This is a genomic window from Lysinibacillus sp. HST-98 (assembly GCF_016757845.1).
Lineage (GTDB): Bacteria > Bacillota > Bacilli > Bacillales_A > Planococcaceae > Lysinibacillus > Lysinibacillus capsici.
Genome location: NZ_JAENHX010000002.1, coordinates 155,028 through 173,509, shown reverse-complemented (window position 1 = coordinate 173,509; position 18,482 = coordinate 155,028). Strand labels below are relative to the sequence as shown.

At 38.2% G+C, this 18,482-nt stretch carries 20 protein-coding genes; 13 read left to right on the top strand and 7 right to left on the bottom strand.

Annotation, left to right across the window (positions count from 1 at the left end; translation table 11 throughout):
- The first annotated feature begins 41 nt into the window (after window positions 1–41).
- From JIN86_RS06360 to JIN86_RS06335, 6 genes are all read left to right on the top strand, one after another.
- A complete protein-coding gene (locus tag JIN86_RS06360) occupies window positions 42–1,703 on the top strand; it encodes an ABC transporter permease (protein WP_202341488.1) in 1,662 nt (553 codons plus the stop codon).
- Window positions 1,696–2,766, top strand: a complete 1,071-nt coding sequence (locus JIN86_RS06355; protein WP_009370785.1) for an MBL fold metallo-hydrolase — start codon at window positions 1,696–1,698, stop codon at window positions 2,764–2,766. Before JIN86_RS06360 ends, JIN86_RS06355 begins: the two co-directional genes overlap by 8 nt.
- On the top strand, window positions 2,759–3,565 hold the full coding sequence (locus JIN86_RS06350) for a hypothetical protein (protein WP_009370786.1): 807 nt from the start codon (window positions 2,759–2,761) through the stop codon (window positions 3,563–3,565). Before JIN86_RS06355 ends, JIN86_RS06350 begins: the two co-directional genes overlap by 8 nt.
- Before the next feature lie 156 nt (window positions 3,566–3,721).
- Window positions 3,722–5,020 carry a M48 family metallopeptidase gene (locus JIN86_RS06345; RefSeq protein WP_036218926.1) on the top strand — a complete coding sequence of 433 codons (1,299 nt, stop codon included), beginning with the start codon at window positions 3,722–3,724 and terminating at the stop codon, window positions 5,018–5,020.
- A gap of 87 nt (window positions 5,021–5,107) precedes the next feature.
- Window positions 5,108–5,926, top strand: coding sequence for a YitT family protein (locus tag JIN86_RS06340; RefSeq protein WP_009370788.1), 819 nt, complete (start codon window positions 5,108–5,110; stop codon window positions 5,924–5,926).
- A 79-nt stretch (window positions 5,927–6,005) separates the two neighbouring features.
- The gene (locus tag JIN86_RS06335; RefSeq protein ID WP_202341487.1) at window positions 6,006–6,386 is read left to right on the top strand and encodes an MmcQ/YjbR family DNA-binding protein; all 381 of its coding nucleotides are present in this window, start codon (window positions 6,006–6,008) and stop codon (window positions 6,384–6,386) included.
- Window positions 6,387–6,425: 39 nt separating this feature from the next.
- On the opposite strand, the gene JIN86_RS06330 is transcribed toward JIN86_RS06335, so the two are convergent.
- From JIN86_RS06330 to JIN86_RS06305, 6 genes are all read right to left on the bottom strand, one after another.
- A complete protein-coding gene (locus JIN86_RS06330; protein WP_202341486.1) occupies window positions 6,426–6,767 on the bottom strand; it encodes a GIY-YIG nuclease family protein in 342 nt (113 codons plus the stop codon).
- Between the two features lie 18 nt (window positions 6,768–6,785).
- Window positions 6,786–7,541, bottom strand: coding sequence for a DUF2087 domain-containing protein (locus JIN86_RS06325; protein ID WP_004232522.1), 756 nt, complete (start codon window positions 7,539–7,541; stop codon window positions 6,786–6,788).
- A gap of 135 nt (window positions 7,542–7,676) precedes the next feature.
- Entirely contained in the window at window positions 7,677–8,552 is an 876-nt protein-coding gene (locus tag JIN86_RS06320; RefSeq protein WP_202341485.1) for an ABC transporter permease, read from the bottom strand.
- Window positions 8,552–9,472 carry an ABC transporter ATP-binding protein gene (locus JIN86_RS06315; protein ID WP_004232524.1) on the bottom strand — a complete coding sequence of 307 codons (921 nt, stop codon included), beginning with the start codon at window positions 9,470–9,472 and terminating at the stop codon, window positions 8,552–8,554. Before JIN86_RS06315 ends, JIN86_RS06320 begins: the two co-directional genes overlap by 1 nt.
- 6 nt (window positions 9,473–9,478) lie before the next feature.
- Complete coding sequence (locus JIN86_RS06310) at window positions 9,479–9,880, bottom strand: DUF3021 domain-containing protein (RefSeq protein ID WP_009370791.1); 402 nt, start codon at window positions 9,878–9,880, stop codon at window positions 9,479–9,481.
- Window position 9,881: 1 nt separating this feature from the next.
- The gene (locus tag JIN86_RS06305; protein ID WP_048389715.1) at window positions 9,882–10,331 is read right to left on the bottom strand and encodes a LytTR family DNA-binding domain-containing protein; all 450 of its coding nucleotides are present in this window, start codon (window positions 10,329–10,331) and stop codon (window positions 9,882–9,884) included.
- 205 nt (window positions 10,332–10,536) lie between these two features.
- Between JIN86_RS06305 and JIN86_RS06300 the strand changes: the two genes are divergently transcribed.
- The 5 genes from JIN86_RS06300 (at window position 10,537) to JIN86_RS06280 (ending at window position 15,729) form a co-directional block, all read left to right on the top strand.
- Window positions 10,537–11,565 (top strand): AbrB family transcriptional regulator, encoded by a 1,029-nt coding sequence (locus tag JIN86_RS06300; protein ID WP_202341484.1) that lies wholly within the window; start codon window positions 10,537–10,539, stop codon window positions 11,563–11,565.
- 155 nt (window positions 11,566–11,720) lie between these two features.
- On the top strand, window positions 11,721–11,861 hold the full coding sequence (locus tag JIN86_RS06295) for an RAxF-45 family protein (protein WP_004232534.1): 141 nt from the start codon (window positions 11,721–11,723) through the stop codon (window positions 11,859–11,861).
- 104 nt (window positions 11,862–11,965) lie between these two features.
- Window positions 11,966–13,765, top strand: a complete 1,800-nt coding sequence (gene abc-f / locus JIN86_RS06290) for a ribosomal protection-like ABC-F family protein (protein ID WP_202341483.1) — start codon at window positions 11,966–11,968, stop codon at window positions 13,763–13,765.
- A complete protein-coding gene (locus JIN86_RS06285; protein WP_202341482.1) occupies window positions 13,758–14,549 on the top strand; it encodes a GNAT family N-acetyltransferase in 792 nt (263 codons plus the stop codon). Before abc-f ends, JIN86_RS06285 begins: the two co-directional genes overlap by 8 nt.
- 445 nt (window positions 14,550–14,994) lie before the next feature.
- Window positions 14,995–15,729 (top strand): hypothetical protein, encoded by a 735-nt coding sequence (locus JIN86_RS06280; RefSeq protein ID WP_004232542.1) that lies wholly within the window; start codon window positions 14,995–14,997, stop codon window positions 15,727–15,729.
- A 105-nt stretch (window positions 15,730–15,834) separates the two neighbouring features.
- Here the strand turns inward: JIN86_RS06280 and JIN86_RS06275 are convergent, their stop codons facing one another.
- Entirely contained in the window at window positions 15,835–16,212 is a 378-nt protein-coding gene (locus JIN86_RS06275; protein WP_004232543.1) for a hypothetical protein, read from the bottom strand.
- A gap of 154 nt (window positions 16,213–16,366) precedes the next feature.
- On the opposite strand from JIN86_RS06275, the gene JIN86_RS06270 reads away from it, so the two are divergent.
- Complete coding sequence (locus tag JIN86_RS06270) at window positions 16,367–16,897, top strand: NfeD family membrane protein (protein WP_004232545.1); 531 nt, start codon at window positions 16,367–16,369, stop codon at window positions 16,895–16,897.
- Between the two features lie 15 nt (window positions 16,898–16,912).
- Window positions 16,913–18,457: a flotillin lipid rafts scaffold protein FloT gene (locus JIN86_RS06265; protein WP_202341481.1), complete on the top strand. Its 1,545-nt coding sequence runs from the start codon at window positions 16,913–16,915 to the stop codon at window positions 18,455–18,457.
- Window positions 18,458–18,482: the final 25 nt, after the last annotated feature.

The following is an 18,482-nucleotide window of genomic DNA, read 5'->3' as shown; positions in this document are numbered from 1 at the left end:
ATACCTCCTTCTAGTTTTCAGAGAGAAGGGTTGACATCGTCATGATAATGGAAGGAAGACGAGCTTTTGGATTTTTACTGACAATTGTCATCATATTTGCTATCGCTCCGTTGATGGCCATTTTATTTTATACCTTTATAAAAGAGGGACATGTTGATATATCACAGTTTAGTCGATTGTTTGCACACGATAGGATATGGAAAACGCTTGGAAATTCGATGGTTTTAGGGATTTTCGTGATTATTGGGACAACAATTATCGCATTACCTATGGCTTTCATTCGCACGAAAACAAGTTTATATCAATATGAATGGCTCGATATAGTGTTAACGATTCCATTTATGACACCTCCCTATATTGGTTCAATGGGCTGGATTTTGTTTATGCAGCACAATGGTTTTTTACAGCAGCTTATTCCAAGTGCTGCTTGGATGACAGATTCCTTCTTTTCCTTATTTGGCATGGTAGTGATCATGAGTCTACACCTGTTTCCATTTTTGTATTTAATGCTGAAAAATACATTGCTTCGCATAAATGGCTCATTTTTAGATGCAGCGCTGATTTTTGGGCGAAATTCTTTGCAAAATTGGCTAAAGGTTGTGTTACCTCTTTTACTTTCAAGCTATGTTTTGGGAAGTCTCCTTATTTTTATTAAGACGCTTGCTGAATTTGGAACGCCAGCTACATTCGGCAGTCGGATTGGGTTTCAAGTGTTTACAACCGAAATTCATGCCTATTTATCAAGATGGCCAGTTGATATTCGCATGGCAACCTCGCTATCCTTATTCTTATTGTCAGTTTGCTTAGTCATTTGGTATTTCCAAAATCTCATTGGACGCAAATATACATATGGTGTGCTATCAGGAAAAACACCTGCTAGACGTGAGATCAAGGACAAGTGGTATATAAGAACAGCTTCGTGGACTTTTGTAGGGCTTGTCCTATTATTATCGATCGGTATTCCCTATTTCTCTATTATCGTGACCTCTTTGCAAAAGGTACGGGGAGATGGTTTACAGGCTGGGAATTTCAGTTTGGCTTCTTATCAAGAGGTCTTCACTAGTGGAAGTGCAGGATTGACAGCATTCTTAAATAGCATCGTTTTTTCTATCATGACGGCCTTGATAACCGCCATAATAGGTTTATTCATCGCTCTTTATATTAAAAAAGGAGAAACCAGAAAGCAGCAAATATTAGACTTCTTTAGTTTAATGCCTAATATTATTCCGGGAATTGTCTTTGTTGTAGGTTTAATTATGTTTTGGAATGCTCCTTGGCTTCCCGCAACAATTTATAACACAAAGGCAATGGTAATAGTCACATACTGTGTACTGTTTTTACCTTATTCGGTGCAGTATATAAAGTCTTCTTTTTCACAATTGGATGCCTCTATTTTTCAATCAGCTGCTATTTTTGGTCGTAGTAACATTGCGGTTTATCGTCGCATTATCCTACCACTTTTGATGCAGGGTATTTTAACAGGAATGATGATGACTTTTATTATTTCAATGCGAGAGCTTGTAGCTGGCCTTTTAATTTTGCCACCATCCGTAGAGACAGGGGCAACCTTTATCTATAGCCAATTTGAGCAAGGTAATGTAGGGGTTGGAATGGCAGTAGCTGTTATAACCGTCCTTATGACTGTTATTTTTATGTTCCTATTGGGTTGGCTGCAAAAACGAGGAGGGCAGGCCAATGCTTAGTGTTGAAATTTTAGGTGGTGTAGGCGAATATGGGCGCAATTGTTTTTATATAGAAAATCAGAGGCAGGCCATTTTATTGGATTGTGGTATTATGAAAAATACACAAAAAACGCCACCAAATATTACATTTAATCATATTGAAAAGCTAGCTGCTGTCTTTATTTCTCATTCGCATATTGATCATGTAGGGGCATTGCCAATACTACAGAACATGGGCTATACGGGACCGATACTAATGAGTCATACAACGGCTCAGCAGCTTCCACTGCTTATCCCACAAGTCCGAACTTTCTATCCAGATACGATTGGAAAATGGATAGAGGTCAATGAATATCTTGCCTTTCAATGGGGATATAGCGGGCATTTAATTGGAAGCGTGTGGTACAAAATTCGTTTCTTTGAGGAAATGATTTTTTTCTCTGGTGATTATGTAGTCGATTCGTATTTATTAAAGGCGACCTTGCCAGAGGAGGATGGAACGGTTTATGATGTAGCGTTTATTGATAGTGGACATGCGGAAAAATGCATTCGAAATCTTGAGGTGTTAGAGCAAATGGCTATGTATGTAAAGGCTCATCCCAATCATTCATTTATATTCCCCTCCTCTTTTTCGGGCAAAACAGTCGATATTATGACGTATCTTTCCGAACATACAACTCGAGCGATTAGGGTAGATGCCAAGCTACAACCTTTATTGGGGCATTATGATGAAGAACATGAAAATATTTGGCCAAATAAAGTGATGCTTTTAGAACGACTCAAGCAAAAACAGGACAGTGACCATGTACTGTATTTTGTCTCAGAGCAGGATGTAGCTCAAGTGGAGGAGCTTGCAAAGGATGATCCGACGGCAATTTTTGTTCATACAGGCTATTCTCGTCATGCTTACAACCTAGCTAGCTTAAAGCATATCTCTGAGGAGTTCTTCTATAAAACACATCCAGACTATTGGGATATAGTGGCACTGTCGCAGAGACTTCGTGCACGACAAACGATCTATTTTCACAGTACACATACAAAATTAACAACAACATTTCCGAAGGAGGAATTAAAGCGTGACTAAACTAAAAAAATGGGCATTTTATCTGTATGTCTTGGGCTTGATGTTGATTAGTATGATAAGTGTGAATACAACACAAGCGCAAGCAGCCATTGAGCCAGGCCATGAAATTAAATTCAATATTAAACCTGAGATTTTTAAGGAATCAACTATTTTCCAGGTTTTTCAAGCAACTAAAAAGGATGATGTAAAAGTTTATTTTTATGATACGCTTGGCCAATCGTTTCTCCATAAGGATTATATACATCGCTTACGTGTATATAAGGGTAGTAATAAAATGGATATAACCTACAAAAAGCGTTTTTTAAACACACCCTTAAGTGAAGCAATAGCAGAAACAATGAATCATGGTTTTACTGGTTCTGAGTCAAATTATAAGTTTGAGCTAGATATTAAGGGAGACCATCGTACATTTACGATTAGCCGGAAGGAATCCTTGAAGACTTCTGCTGAGGTCTCTTATGATTCAGTTGCTACAAATGTTGCGAAAAAACTCATTCTTGAAAATGCGCCAAAGAAAATTGTAAATTGGAATTCCGAAGCATGGTATAAAAATACGTTGTCTCAAGTTGTTGTATATGGGCCTGCTAATACTATGACCTATAAAGGAAGCTTTTTAGGACATGAAGCGGATATAGAGGTATGGCAGTACAAAGGAGACATTATGGTTGAACTTTCTACGAAGGTAGATGATGCGGCTCAAGTAGCTACTATAGAAAAGCAATGGTATGAGCAACTATTATCCACTGGCTATTTAAGCGCGGATCAACGAGGTAAAACGGCATTTGTTATGGATAAATGAATAGGAAGACAATGATTTCGCCTCATATAGAAATGAGGCGAAATTTTTCTTTGGCAACAGAGAGATTAAAAAAGTAGGTCATGTTTGTTCTAACTTTGATAATTTCGCTTACACTTACTATAGGACGAACTTTGGGTGATATGAGGGGGAAATAACATAGCGAAAAAAATGGGCATTGTTACACTATTACTTTTCGGTGTTTACGTGCTTTGTATGTACTGGTATATATTCCACAGCGGTGGTGGTAAAATACCAAGTGCCTTACAAGGAACGGCGGCAGATCCCGTGATGTTTATGTCTGGCAAGGAGCTTTTTTTAAGTGGTGAATATTCAAAAATACGGAACTTTGTATTCTTTGTAGCCACACCTTTAGAATGGCTGATCTACTTCTTGATTTTACTATTGGGCATATCTCGTTATTTCGAAAAAGTGACGACCTCCCAAACGAAGTGGAAGCTGTTGCAAAATGCAGGTTACTTATTTTTATTATCTTTATTGCTGTATATTGTGCTATTCCCGCTTGATTATTATCGCTATCATCTTAGCAAAAGCTATGGCATTAGTACACAAGCATTTGCATCTTGGATGAAGGATGGTGTCATTGATTTTTGGGTGAATTTTGGCACTAGCTTGATTATTGTTACAGTGATTTATTGGCTCATTAAAAAGAGCGAAAAAAGATGGTGGCTCTATGCTTGGCTTTTAACTATCCCTTTTACAATCTTTGTGATGTTCATTCAGCCTGTTGTCATTGATCCTTTATACAATGATTTTTATCCACTAAAAAATAAAGAGCTGGAAACAAAGATACTTACACTTGCTACACAGGCGAATATTCCAGCAGAGCATGTTTATGAGGTCAACATGGCAGAAAAGACCAATGCCTTAAATGCTTATGTGACAGGAATTGGGAGCAATTCGAGAATTGTGCTATGGGATACTACATTAAATAGACTAACGGACAATGAAATTTTATTTATCATGGCACATGAAATGGGACATTATGTAGAAAAGCATATTTATTTTGGCATTGCAGGCTATTTATTCTTCATGTTAATAGGGCTATGGCTAACAGCGAAAATTATGCGTCGCTTGATTTTACGATATGGACAGGTTTTAAAAATTAATAAAATCAGTAGTATTCGTTCCTATCCATTATTTTTACTCATTACTTCTATTTTACTATTTGCTTCCAATCCAGTATCCAATTTTATATCGAGATATCAGGAAACAAGAGCCGATCAATATGCGATTAACCTTATGAATGATCGAGAAGCGGCTGTAACAGCATTTCAAAAGCTAACGATTTCAGGCTTAAGTGAAGTGAATCCGCCACTCTTAGTGAAGTGGTTCCGTTATACACATCCACCGATGCTTGAGCGAATCTATAAAGTTGCGGATACTGGGGAATATAAACAAAATATGCCTTTAAAGGAAGAACAGAAGAAAAAGTAAGAGGATAGGTTTTTTAGGAGAGTAAAATGGGTAGTCTATGACAAAGATGTATCAAAATTTGGTCGTTGATTGATAGGGGATAGCATTATGCGAAATGTGATTATAATTACACTTTCTTCCATTTTAGTGGCCTTTGCCTATAATTATTTATTGATTCCCCATGAAATTTTGAGTGGTGGGTTGAGTGGTATTGCCATCATGCTTGGGATTATTACCCCTTTGAATACAGGCGTGTTAAATTTACTGCTTAACCTGCCTTTACTGATTTTAGGTGTGATGAAGCTGGGCAAGCGATTTATTAGCTACACCATTCTTTCTGTGGCTGTGTTGTCAGTGAGTTTATATATTATGCCCATACACAAAGCGACACAAGAGCCGATCCTCGCGTCCTTATTTGGCGGTGTTATTGTAGGGTTTGCAATGGGCATGATTTTCCGAGCAGCTGGCTCCTCAGGGGGCTTTGATATTATTGCTATGCTACTTAGTCGGAAACGTGATTTTCCGCTCGGTACGTTAATTGCCGCTATGAATGGAATCGTAGTGGCTGCTTCTGGCTTTGTCTTTAGCTGGGATGCGGCGTTGTTAACCCTTGTGTCCATTTATGCAACTGGAAAAGTAGTGGATACAATTCATACGAGCCATATTAAATTAACGCTGATGATTATTACGAGTAAAGGGGACGAGGTCAAACAGCAGCTATTAGAAAAGCTACATCGAGGGGTAACGATTATCGATGCAAAGGGAGCGTATTCAGGCGAGGGTCGGAAAGTATTAATTACTGTTATTACGCGTTACCAACTAGCTGATGTGAAAAGCACGATTAAGGAAACTGATCCAAAGTCGTTTGTGAATATTTTACAGACGACGGAAGTAATCGGGATGTTTGATCGTGGTACAACTAAATAAAGCTATTCTCTACACACGTTTTAGGTTATACTTACCATAATCGAACGTGTGTTTTTATTTGAGGAAGGGGAACGTAAAGATGGAAAAAGAAATAATTCATGCTTACTGTAGACAGCTTCATGGAACAACGTATGACTATCAAGAGGACTGGCAAGCAGATCGCTATCATATCGGCGGAAAAATGTATGCCATGCTTGGAGGAAATAGAACAGGTAAGCCTGTTCTTACATTGAAATGTGAGCCTTCTCGAGCGGAAGAATTACGAGAAGCCTATGCAAGCATTATACCTGGTTACTATATGAATAAAACCCATTGGAATTCCATTTATATGGATGCTGAGGATGTCCCGATGGATTTGGTAGAGAATCTTATCCAACATTCCTATGAGCTTGTTTTCAATAAACTAACGAAGAAAGCACAGCAGGAAATTCAATTGATTGGCAATGCATCAAACAAGTAATGAATAGCGCATTTACCTTTTTGGCAAATGCGCTAATGGCTAATTATAACCACGCTCACCATAAGGCTTTAGTGTCTCAAGCCATTTTTGCTCCAGCTTTTCAAGTTCTTTTTTTTCATCGAAATAGCCTTCTTCTTTTTTCTTTAAATATTCAACGATTTCCACCTCAAAAGCTTCTTGACCATATAAATTGTAATCTGCCTGAAGCTCCTTGTTCGTATGTGTATTGGTTTTTAGCATAAATTGAAAGCCATTTAAACGCTTTAAATTATTAAAGCTCCCCACAAAAACTTTGCCTGTTTGTGTATTGGTCATTGTAAAAACGCCCGCTTCAATTTGCATCTCTTTATACATTTCTTTTAACTCTTTTTTATGATCCATTATTAGTAACCTACTTTCTTATTTTTTTACCCAATAGGCACTGCCATCTGCTTTCCGGTCAAGAAAACCGTATTCAATTAAGTAACGACGTATATGAACATAGTCTTCATACATCGGTTTAATCACTTCATTTAATTCTTTTTCAGTATAATGCTTTTCCTCGTCAAAAAGATTTGCAATGGCACGCAGTACTACAATTTTCTGTTTTTCGCGCTTTGGAAAGCGTACCAGTTCCTTGCCAACACCGTTTGGGAATAGCTTCTCTAATAATTGCTGTTCTTCCGTGAGGGTTACGTTATAGCGATCGTCGACCATAGTAGCTGTTTTATGAATAGGCACAAATGGTTCCTCCTTCTGATCTTGTTCTTTTAGTAACTCCATCATCACCATCAATGTTTTGGCTTGGCGTTCCTTTTCTTTTAAAGCAAAACGGTGATGGCGAATCGTTGTGGCGCTGCCAATCTCTAATTCTTCTTTTATCTCCTGATCTGATTTTCCCTCATAAAATAAGCGTAAAATATGACTTTGATGTTCTGTTAAGCCTGTCATTTTTTTATTGAGACCGTTTAAATAATGAAAAACAGAATGGTGAGCCAATGTAATATGGTGTTGCATCATTTTCTCTGCTTCATATAATAAGCCCTCTTGAGGATAAATAATGCCTTTTTCTACTTTTTCACCGCATAGTAGGCAGGTGAAGTGTACCGCTTGATCGATATATCCCTTTTTCAGATCATCGATAGGAGCTTGCCAAAATAATTCATTTACATCCATTGCAACCCCTCCTTGATAAAACAAACGAATTTTAAATTTGTTTGCTATTTAATATTTAAAATAACAAATTGTTTGTTTTAATGCAATAAAAAACACATCGTATTCTAAACGATGTGTAAAATGGTTGGCTCATATTTAGTTATATTTTCTCTTAAATAAGATCAGAGATGCTAGAGAAAGAGCTACAATTGTGCAGGCAATCACAATTAGACTTGTTGTGGAGCTAAGTATATATCCATTTAGTTCATAAACAATGCCATAATTCATTTTATAATCTTCCACATAAGAAACGGGCACACCATCAAAAACATTTGCAATAGAGCTCTCCATAAATGCATTGCGTAATAATAGTGTTGTATGGCTAATTGGGAAGTACATGATTACATGTTGTGCAAAGCTTGGTAAAGCTCCAAGAGGTACATAAACACCACATAAAAATCCAAGCAATGTACCAACAATTGTGCCGAGTGTTGAGAAAGCATTTTGGGTCGACACAAATAACGAAAGAAATAAATTAAAAACACTCGCAAGCAAGACAGATAAAAACAATATGCTCAATACAAGAACAAAATCTCCGAAACTTAGAAGCTTACCTCCCGTTGTGACAATAAAGATTTCACAGCCAATGAGCGCGATTAAGGAAAAAATACAGCCGATAATAAATGCATTGAGCACATAGCTCAACTGAATGGTTGCACGAGAAAGGGGAGCTGTTAAAAAGTCGGCTTGTACCTTGGATTCTTGGTCTTTAACAGCGATACCATAGGCACCAAGAGTAGTCGAAACAGCAATCATGGAGAGTAAGCCTGCTACTAGCCATTCATTGACCATGGTGATCAATCCAGGTGTAGCTTCTGTTAGTTGTTCAATGGCATCTACCTGCATTTTTTGGAGGAAAACAGCGTACAGCACAATGACAATAATGACTGACAGTAGGGAGAAGAACACCTGTGTTTTATCCCGTCTAAATATTTTGTTATTACGCAGAACTAAACTAATTAATGCTTCCACTATGCAACCTCCTCCTCTGCCATAATATGAAGAAAGACATCGTCCATTGATCCTTTAATGACTTCAAAGGAGGCGATAAGTGGTTCAGCTTTTTTTAAAAGGGGGAGTGCTTGTAAGGTAGAAGATAAACGGATGGTGTATATCCCTTGTTTCTCTGTGTAGGAGATCGCATTTTCCTCAAGAAACTTTACCCCCTCCTGTGCATTTTGAAAAACGAGAGCCATTGAATCATAGGCATATTTTGTTTTTAGTGCATCGGGCGATCCCTGTGCGACAATGTTTCCTTGCTTTATGACAGTGACTTGGTGAGCGACTGCCGCTTCCTCCATATAATGGGTCGTTAAAAAAACAGTCATATTGGTTTCCAGTTGAAGCTGCTTAATTGCCTGCCAAACAAATTGACGTGTTTGTGGATCTAAACCCGTTGTAGGTTCATCCAGAAATAAAATACTTGGACGATGAATCAGTGCCCGAGCAATATCTGCTCGCCTTTTTTGTCCACCTGATAATGTTCCATATTTTTTCTTTTCAATATCCTCTAAATGCAAATAGGTGGAAACAAATTGATAGTTATCGGTAAGCTGTGTTTTCGATAAACCATATGTTTTCCCTCGATGGAGGATATTTTCACGTACAGTTAAGCGCTCATCTAATAGACTTTGCTGGAAAACGACACCAATAGATTTACGGATATCCGCGTTATCATTGCTTGCGTCGAGTGTGAAACCATTAATAGTTACTTGACCACTCGATTTTTTTAGTAAAGTACAAAGTATTTCAATCGTTGTAGATTTACCTGCACCGTTTTCACCTAAAAAAGCGAATAGGGTGCCTTGTTCGACTGTAAAAGAAATACCTTTGACAGCTTGCTGTTTTCCATATTGTTTACATAAATTTTCAACTTTTATTGCAAACGTCATAAGTGTTTAATCCCTTCTCTTTTGAATTTCTTTATTGATTTTTTCAATATCATTTAATTGAAAAACATATAGAATACACCAAACAATCAAGTAAATAATGGCTTCCGCAATAAGTACATACCATACACCTGAATCAAACCAACTACCAAAATAGCCTGCTGTTAATACACATGCTGTCACCGCTACTAAGTGTAGAAGAAGCTGAACTGTAAAAGGCAATTGCTCCATATCAAAAATGACGGATAGCAAACCGATGGCAATACCAAGAATGGCCGCGATCACAATTTGCTCCAATAATTCTGTTCCTGACGCCACCGCATTATTTGATAGGAGGCTAAGTGTCACTAAGACATAAGAAGAGCTAAGGGAAATGAGTAGACCGATAATCATCATACGTAAATACTTCATGCTATGAATCCCTCCCTATACCTAAGTGTCTCTTTAATTCTTTTAAATATTTTCGGCTGACATGAATGGCTACGTCATTTTCAAGTAATAGCTGTGTAGTGCCGATTTTGCCCATTTGAATAGAGGATATTTTATGGATATTGACGAGTGTAGACTTACTCACACGCACAAAATCTTTGGCTAGCTGAGCCTCAAGCTCATATAATTTTCGCTTGGACTCAAACTCTTGCTCATCTGTCTGTAAAAATACTTTGGCATCCTCTGCGTAAATGGAATAAATATCGGAAATTTTTAAGAGATGAATTTCTTGTTGGTCATACCCATCTAGCATCGTAGTTTGGGACGCTTGAAGCTGTCTCATCAATCTTTCAATTTGCTCATTATATTCCTTGGCATGAATATGAACCTCAGTTTCCTCGAGCTCATGATTGATGGTTAAATGAATTTTCATAGGAGGCCTCCTTTAAAAACGCTGAATCAGGTATTACTAATGTAGCATAGAAAATTTTAGCAAGGATAAATTGTTCGATAAGAGGTTTTATTTGTTGGATAACAGGTTCTTTTTCAGCGATAGCAAACAGCTCAAAAGACGGTCCAGTAGAAAAAGCGGTTTATAAAGGTCATAATAGGCTTATCGAGTTGAAGGGGTTGCTACCATGTTTGTTTTTGATAAGCATATGTTCATCACATTATGCATTGGTTTAATAGGTGCTGTAGTTTTTCAATTTTTCCATATACCGATGCCTTGGCTGTTAGGAGCGATTACAGCGGTGCTCATCGTGCAGCTATCCACCAATGTCCAATTAAAATGGCATTATTCTCTCCGCAATTTTGGTTTAGTCGTAGCGGGTTATTCTATCGGCTATGCCTTTACACCAGAAGCTGTACAGGACATCAAGCTTTTTTTAGGAAGCATGGTCGTGTTAAATATCATATTTATTTTGTTATTTTTTGCGGTAAGTTTCCTTGTTGCTAAGCGTACAGATTTGGATTTTGCGACTGCCTTAACGTGTTGTGTTCCTGGGGGCATGTCGCAGGTTGTGGCATTTGCGGAAGAGCAACAAGAGATGGATATGGTAGTCATCACATTCTTTCAAATCCTCCGCGTTCTTTTAATCGTTGGCTTTGTTCCTTTAATGGTAGCAGGAGCAGGGGGCAATAGTTCTATGATTGATGGCACATATACATGGAACCTTGTTGGCATACTTGTGGTATGTGGTGGCGCAGGGTGGCTAGCACAAAAGCTGAAAATTCCAACAGGCTATATGCTAGGCCCAGTGTTTTTACTAATGGGCGTTAATATGGCAGGGATAGAAGTACCAAAATTACCATTATCACTTCTGCATATTGCCCAACTCATGCTAGGAATTTATATCGGATTATTGTTGAAAAAAGAGGATTTACATTTATCGAAAAAGCATATCTTTTATGCGTTTGTTTCAGCGGGCATTTTTATTGGGGCAGCCTATGGTTTAACATTTGTGATGGCAGCGTTGTACAGCCTTGATTTTAGGACAAGCTTTTTAAGTATTGTTCCTGGTGGTCTTGATCAAATGGGGATTATTGCCGCTTCGGTCCATGCAAATGTCACGATTGTCACGGCCTTTCAGCTTTTTCGTGTACTAGTTGTCTCGATTTTCCTTGTGCCTGTGGTAAAAATATTTGTGAAAAAAGTGAAAACATGAGGGGACTATGAATCAACCTCTCATGTTTTTCTTTGTGCAAATTTCGATCAAATAGAACTTTTGAAAAATGATAAATGAACGTTAAATTTTCCCTTTCCAAATAATCCGAATAATGTTATGATAGCCATAACTACTATGAACGGAGGTGAGAAGGAATGAATAAAAACGCTACGAAAACATGTGTAAAAGTGGATACGGCTATGTATTTTGCACGTGTGATTACTTTCGATTTTGCGAACAACGGGATAGGTCTGTCCATTTTTAAGCAAAATCAAATAACAAACGTAGCGAATTAACCATTCTTTTTCACACATTTAATTGAGAAGAGGACTGCTTGTTAATGAGCAGTCTTTTTTGTGTTCTAAAGATGTTTTCGCACGTTTCATTGGAGGAAAAAACGATGCAAATGAAAGCTGAACAAATCCAAAAAATTATGGGTGGCAATATATTATTCGAGAACTTACAGCTAGAGGTAAATAGTGGCGAACACGTGGCGATTGTTGGTGTAAATGGCAGTGGTAAAACGACTTTATTACAACTGCTTGCAGGGATAGAGATACCTGACAAGGGACGAATAATTAAAAGTAAAGAAGCGACGATTGGCTATTTACATCAGATTCCACATTATCCACTGCATGCTGTGAAAGAAGTGCTGGAGGAAGCATTTGCGGATATTTATGCAATAAAGGCAAAAATGACAGCACTTGAGCAAGAGATGCAGTCGACGGTCACGGATAAAATATTACTGCAATATGGGCAATTGCAGGAGCAATTTATGCTATTAGGGGGCTATGAAGTAGATGCGCAGCTAGCAATGATAGCAAATGGACTAGGTATTTCAGATATGCTAGAGCAGCCATTTAGTAGTTTAAGTGGTGGGGAAAAAACAAAGGTTATGCTTGGACAAATTTTATTGAAAAAGCCCTCTATTTTGTTATTGGATGAACCAACGAACCATCTGGATATGCAAGCCATTGAGTGGCTTGAACATTATGTGCGAAACTTTGAGGGAATTGTCATTGTCGTATCCCATGATCGTCAATTCATGAACCAAGTAGCCCAGAAGATTATTGAAATTGAGGATGGGGAGGCTTTTACGTATAACGGCCATTATGATGCTTTTATCGCACAAAAAGAAGCAAAAATTGAGCAACAGTTTGCAAATTATGAAGAGCAGCAAAAGAAAATTAAAAAGATGCAAGAAACAATTAAACGATTAAAGCAGTGGGCAAATGAGGCGAATCCACCAAACGCATCGATGCATCGACGTGCTAAGAGTATGGAAAAAGCATTAGCACGTATCGAGAGAGTAAAGAAGCCCCTCACTAAAAAGAAAATGAATTTAGCGTTAACGATGGCTGAACGTAGTGGTAAAGAGGTTGTGCTATTGCAAGCCATTGATCATGGCTTTGATAAGCCTTTATTGAAGGACAGTAATCTAGCTATTTATTTTGGCGAAAGATTAGCGATTGTTGGGAGCAATGGTAGTGGAAAATCAACATTATTAAAAATGATGTTAGGGGAAATCATTCCTAATCAGGGAGTGTGTCAGATAGGAAGCAATGTGAAATTTGGCTACCTTTCCCAGCAATTTGAACATCCAAATCCTGCTATTCGATTAATCGATGCCTTTCGTGAACGTGTTGCCGTGTCAGAGGCGGAAGCGCGCCATATACTCGCACGATTTTTGTTCTATGGCTATGATGTCTTTAAAAAAGTGAAGGACTTAAGTGGTGGAGAAAAAATGCGTCTTCGTTTAGCACAATTAATGCATGAGGATATCAATGTCTTAATCTTAGATGAGCCAACGAATCATTTAGATATTGAAGCAAGAGAAGTATTGGAAGAGACACTGGAATCCTTTGAAGGCACGATTATTGGGGTGTCACATGACCGCTATTTCTTACAGAAAATTTTTACCAAAACTGCGTGGATTGAAAACAAGACTATTCAAGTTTTTGAGGGAGATTATAAGTGGGCTAGAGAAAAACGACAGGAACTTGCAATGAAAATGGTTGAAAAACAACCAGTAAATAAAACGCAGCCAGCTAAAAAAGAATTACCGATTGAACAACAAATTGAAAAATTAGAGATAAAACTACAACAACCATCGCTTGCTAAAGAACAACGGCAGAAGCTTGAACTTCAATTAGAAAATTTATATGAAAGATGGTTAGAAGGGGGCACAGAGTATGTTTAATTTAGAACGCACTATGCAGCTTGATATAGAGTATTTGAAGAGTTTCAGTGAAGTGGAGGTTTGTAAGGAGGGGATCTTATTTTATAACAAGGCTATCCCAACCTATTATGATGCAAATCATGCACAGATTTGGAGAAAGATTGAACAACCTGATTTATTTTTACAAGACATCAAAGATTTCTACCAATCAAAGTCCCTGATTCCGCGGATTTATTTATATAATCTGGAAGAAAATCAGCTATGTATAGAGGCATTAGAGACGCATGGCTTTCAATATGAGCATTTTGTCAATGAAATTCAGTATTGGGACGGTGAATATGCGATACTTCCACCTAATCCTGCCATTCAAATTGAGCGTGTAACGGATGCAAATAGGGAGGAAGCATTAGCAGTAGAAATGAGCATTTCTGCATTTGGGGAGCCTTCATTAATAAAAAAGGCATTTGAGCAAACCTATCATTCGTCACATTTTACGTATTATCTATTAAGACTAGATGGGGTGGCGTGCTGCTCAGCAACTATTTTTGTGTCAGAAAATCAAGGTAGGATTGAAAGTGTTGCAACAACTGAAAGCTATCGTGGTCGTGGTTTAATCGGCTATATGCTGCAACATATCCAACAGCAATCAGTCAAGCTGGGATTGGATGATCTTTGGATATTACCAATTAGTGAACAGGTTGCCAAAGTCTATGAGAAGGCAAATTTTAAATCGGTGGGCTCCATTGCATCGATTCATGCGTTTACTGAAGGAAAGAGTATTCAAGATATCCGCCAACAGGCTTAACTAGCTACACATAAAAGATCACCAAGATTTTTTAGAACTGTACTTGCCAATTTTGAGTACAAGTTGCTTTGATGAAGGGATGCTTTAAAATATAATGAGCAAAAAATTATTTCCTGCTCCTGTAGCATGATAGCTGCTCATTACGACATCAAATTCCTCAGGTCTCAGTTAACAGCATTGTTTATCCATTGTCATCTATCGCTTTGATATGAATTTGCGAGATGCAATTATACATGGCTTCGTTGGAGCAGGTGGATAGGTGTTAAAGGATAAGTAGGAATAAATGAAAACTAGTAAAATCCTGAATAGTATCGACTATTCGGGATTTTTGTTTTATTGTTAAAAAGAAGGATTTTCAATTATTAAAAGTTTTTTACTTGAAAAAATGCCGTATTCGATTTATTGTCTTTAGAGATACTTGTTTAATGGACTTGGAGGATATGAAATGCACGGAATTTATATACGCTATAATGTCTTAGATGAAACCCCAGCAGCACAATGGCCCAAAAAAATGGATGCATTTGCGTATGTTCAACGAGGAAAACCACAACAAGACAATGATAACTTGCTGTCAAAAGAGGAGCTAAAAAGCCATGCCATTCGCTATATTAAAAGCTTGAAAGACAATGCAAGTGTCCATTTAGTAGAGCAGCGCAACGGTGAAATTGAACATTTTGATCGACGCTATATGGAGTCATTAAAGTTAAAGGAAAGCATTGATTCACAACTTATTAATCTAGAAGAAATACGCTTATTATTGCAATTAATGAATGTCTTGAATTTATCCCATGCTTTTGGAGAAAATGCTGGCAAGCTACTTCGTCAAATAACGCCATATGCCAAAGAGGTAGAGCATCCAACATTCCAAACAACACGCGTGGAGCGCCATTTTTATTCGGAGCTAATTGAACAAATTGAAATGGTTTACGCGCGAATTATGCGTCAACACAACCCATCTACTACGGAAATGCAACAATCAGAAAAGCTCTGGACAACAGTCTGTGAGCAAGCAATAGAAAAAGTAGAAGCTCGAATCGAACGTTTATCTTCTATTAAGCTAAAGCATGAGAAAAATTTACTAGAGTTTAGTCACTTAAAACAGCAAAATATCGAAGCGAAGGAACGCTTAGATCTAGCTGTCCATGAACTGGATGCCATTTTAAATGTATTAGAATCATAAAAAAAGCATGTCTCTGTCAAAATCGGAGACATGCTTTTTATGTTGTTGTCGGATAGAAGGACAAAAGTGACGGTTAACAGTGCGAAAGTGGTGGATAGCTGTGCTTTACTTCGCTTTCTCCTCTGTTTGATCCCGCTTAGTTTGGCGTGAAAGGCGGATTAAATCCAATCCAAGAAGCACAACAATGATATAGAATAGAGGACTTGTGAACGATAGGCCAATTTGTGATTGACCGCCAAGTAATGTTAAAACAATCCATAATCCAACTGTATACAATGTTAATCCAATATAAGCCTTTTTGGATAATCTTTTATATCTACCCTTGTCGAAGGCTAGCTGAATGATGACAAGCACAACTAATATAAGCAATATTATTTTTTTAGTCAGCATCGCAGCAATAGCTGTATCAGGGAAGAAATCATTAACGAATAATAACGTGAAAAATACTAGAATTACAAAATTTAAGATTGTCGAAAGCTTCATGCCGTTTCTCCTTAGTTGTCAGAATACTTTTCTATTGTAACATGGTTCTAATGAAAGCAAAAAATAATACTTTAAAGAAGAGTTTGAAAAATTTTGAAACTTTTCCTGAGGTACATCCGTATAGTAGGTAATATGATGAAAAGGGGTGAGCAACTTGACGCTATTTGGCTATTCACTCGAGCAGATCTTTTTGGTGGTTTTGATTTTCGCTGGCCTTGCCACAGTATTGGTTATGTTTTTTGGTGATGCAGTCGAAGGTATTGGGGAAGGACTACCCATTTTTAATCCGAGTGTCATTCTATCTTTCATTACGTTGATGTCAGCAGCAGGTTTTATTTTAGAAAAACTAGCCTGGTTCTCTAGCGTTTGGAACATTATTGCTGCATGTATCATCGGTGCTATTTTAAGTTCCATCTTTTATTTATTTGTTCTCGTTCCGCTACGCTCCGCTGATGTTTCTTTAGCTTACACAGAGGAATCGCTAGGCGGGCAATTAGGAAGAGTTATTGTGCCAATTCCAGTAGATGGTTTTGGCGAGGTTGTTATCGAAACGACAAGTGGCATGATTTCAAAACGGGCAACGGGCTATGATAATGAAGCCATTGACTATGATGAAACGGTTCTTGTTGTGGATGTGAAGGACGGAACACTTTTTGTTAGAACGTATGAGAAAAAATTTGTTTAAAGGAGAGATATGTCTATGTCAACCGATATCTTAATTGTTTTAGGAATTGTAGCATTTGTATTAATTGCCCTAGTCGGCTTATATGTGACAAAGTATCGTACGGCGGGTCCTGATGAAGCACTGATTGTGACAGGTAGCTATCTCGGCTCTAAAAATGTACATAAGGATGAGTCGGGAAATCGCATTAAAATCATACGTGGGGGCGGTACATTTGTATTCCCTATTTTCCAACAAGCACAGCCGTTAAGCTTACTTTCTAGTAAACTAGAAGTGACAACGCCTGAGGTATATACAGAGCAAGGTGTTCCTGTTATGGCAGATGGTACAGCCATTATTAAAATTGGCGGTTCCATTTCAGAAATTGCGACAGCAGCAGAGCAGTTTTTAGGAAAGCAAAAAGCGGAGCGCGAAGGGGAAGCACGTGAAGTATTAGAAGGTCATTTACGTTCCATTTTAGGGTCTATGACGGTTGAAGAAATCTACAAAAACCGCGATAAATTCTCACAGGAAGTTCAACGTGTTGCTTCACAAGATTTAGCAAAGATGGGTCTTGTCATTGTATCCTTCACGATCAAGGATGTACGAGATAAAAATGGCTACTTAGACTCACTAGGGAAACCGAGAATCGCACAGGTAAAGCGAGATGCTGATATTGCGACAGCAGATGCAGAAAAAGAAACACGTATTAAACGTGCAGAAGCGTCTAAGGAAGCACAAAAGGCAGAACTTGAGCGTGCGACGGAAATTGCAGAAGCAGAAAAAGAAAATCAGTTAAAAGTAGCTGAGTTCCGACGTGAGCAGGATATTGCGAAAGCCCGTGCTGACCAAGCGTATGAGCTTGAAACTGCTCGTGCCAAGCAGGAAGTAACAGAGCAAGAAATGCAAATTCGCATTATCGAGCGTCAAAAGCAAATTGAATTAGAAGAAAAAGAGATTTTGCGTAGAGAAAAGCAATATGATTCTGAGGTTAAAAAGAAAGCAGATGCAGACCGCTATGCAGTGGAGCAAAATGCCGCAGCTGAAAAGATGCGCGAGCTTGCACAGGCTGATGCTGAGAAATATCGTATTGAATCATTAGCAAAAGCAGAGGCAGAGAAAATTCGTTTGGATGGTCTTGCCAAAGCAGATGCAGAGCGAGCACAAGGGGAAACGGAGGCAGATATCATTCGTTTACGCGGTCTGGCAGAAGCTGAAGCTAAACGTAAGATTGCCGAAGCCTTTGAATACTATGGTCAAGCAGCTGTGCTGGATATGGTTGTGCGCATGATGCCAGAGTATGCAAAAGAGCTTGCAAGCCCACTTGGCAATATCGATAAGATTACAGTGGTCGATACTGGTGGTGGAGAAGGTAGCGGAGCAAATAAGGTGACGTCTTATGCAACCAATTTAATGTCTACACTTCAAGAAACATTAAAGGAAACTTCTGGTCTTGATGTAAAAGAGCTGATCGAAAGCTATGCTGGGAAGCACACATTACGTCCAGAATTAGAGCAGATTGCTTTAGGACTTGAAAAAAAGCAAGCACCTGTAGAAACAAAAGAAGCGGTAGAACAATCCTAACAAAAAACGACCTGATGAGATCATC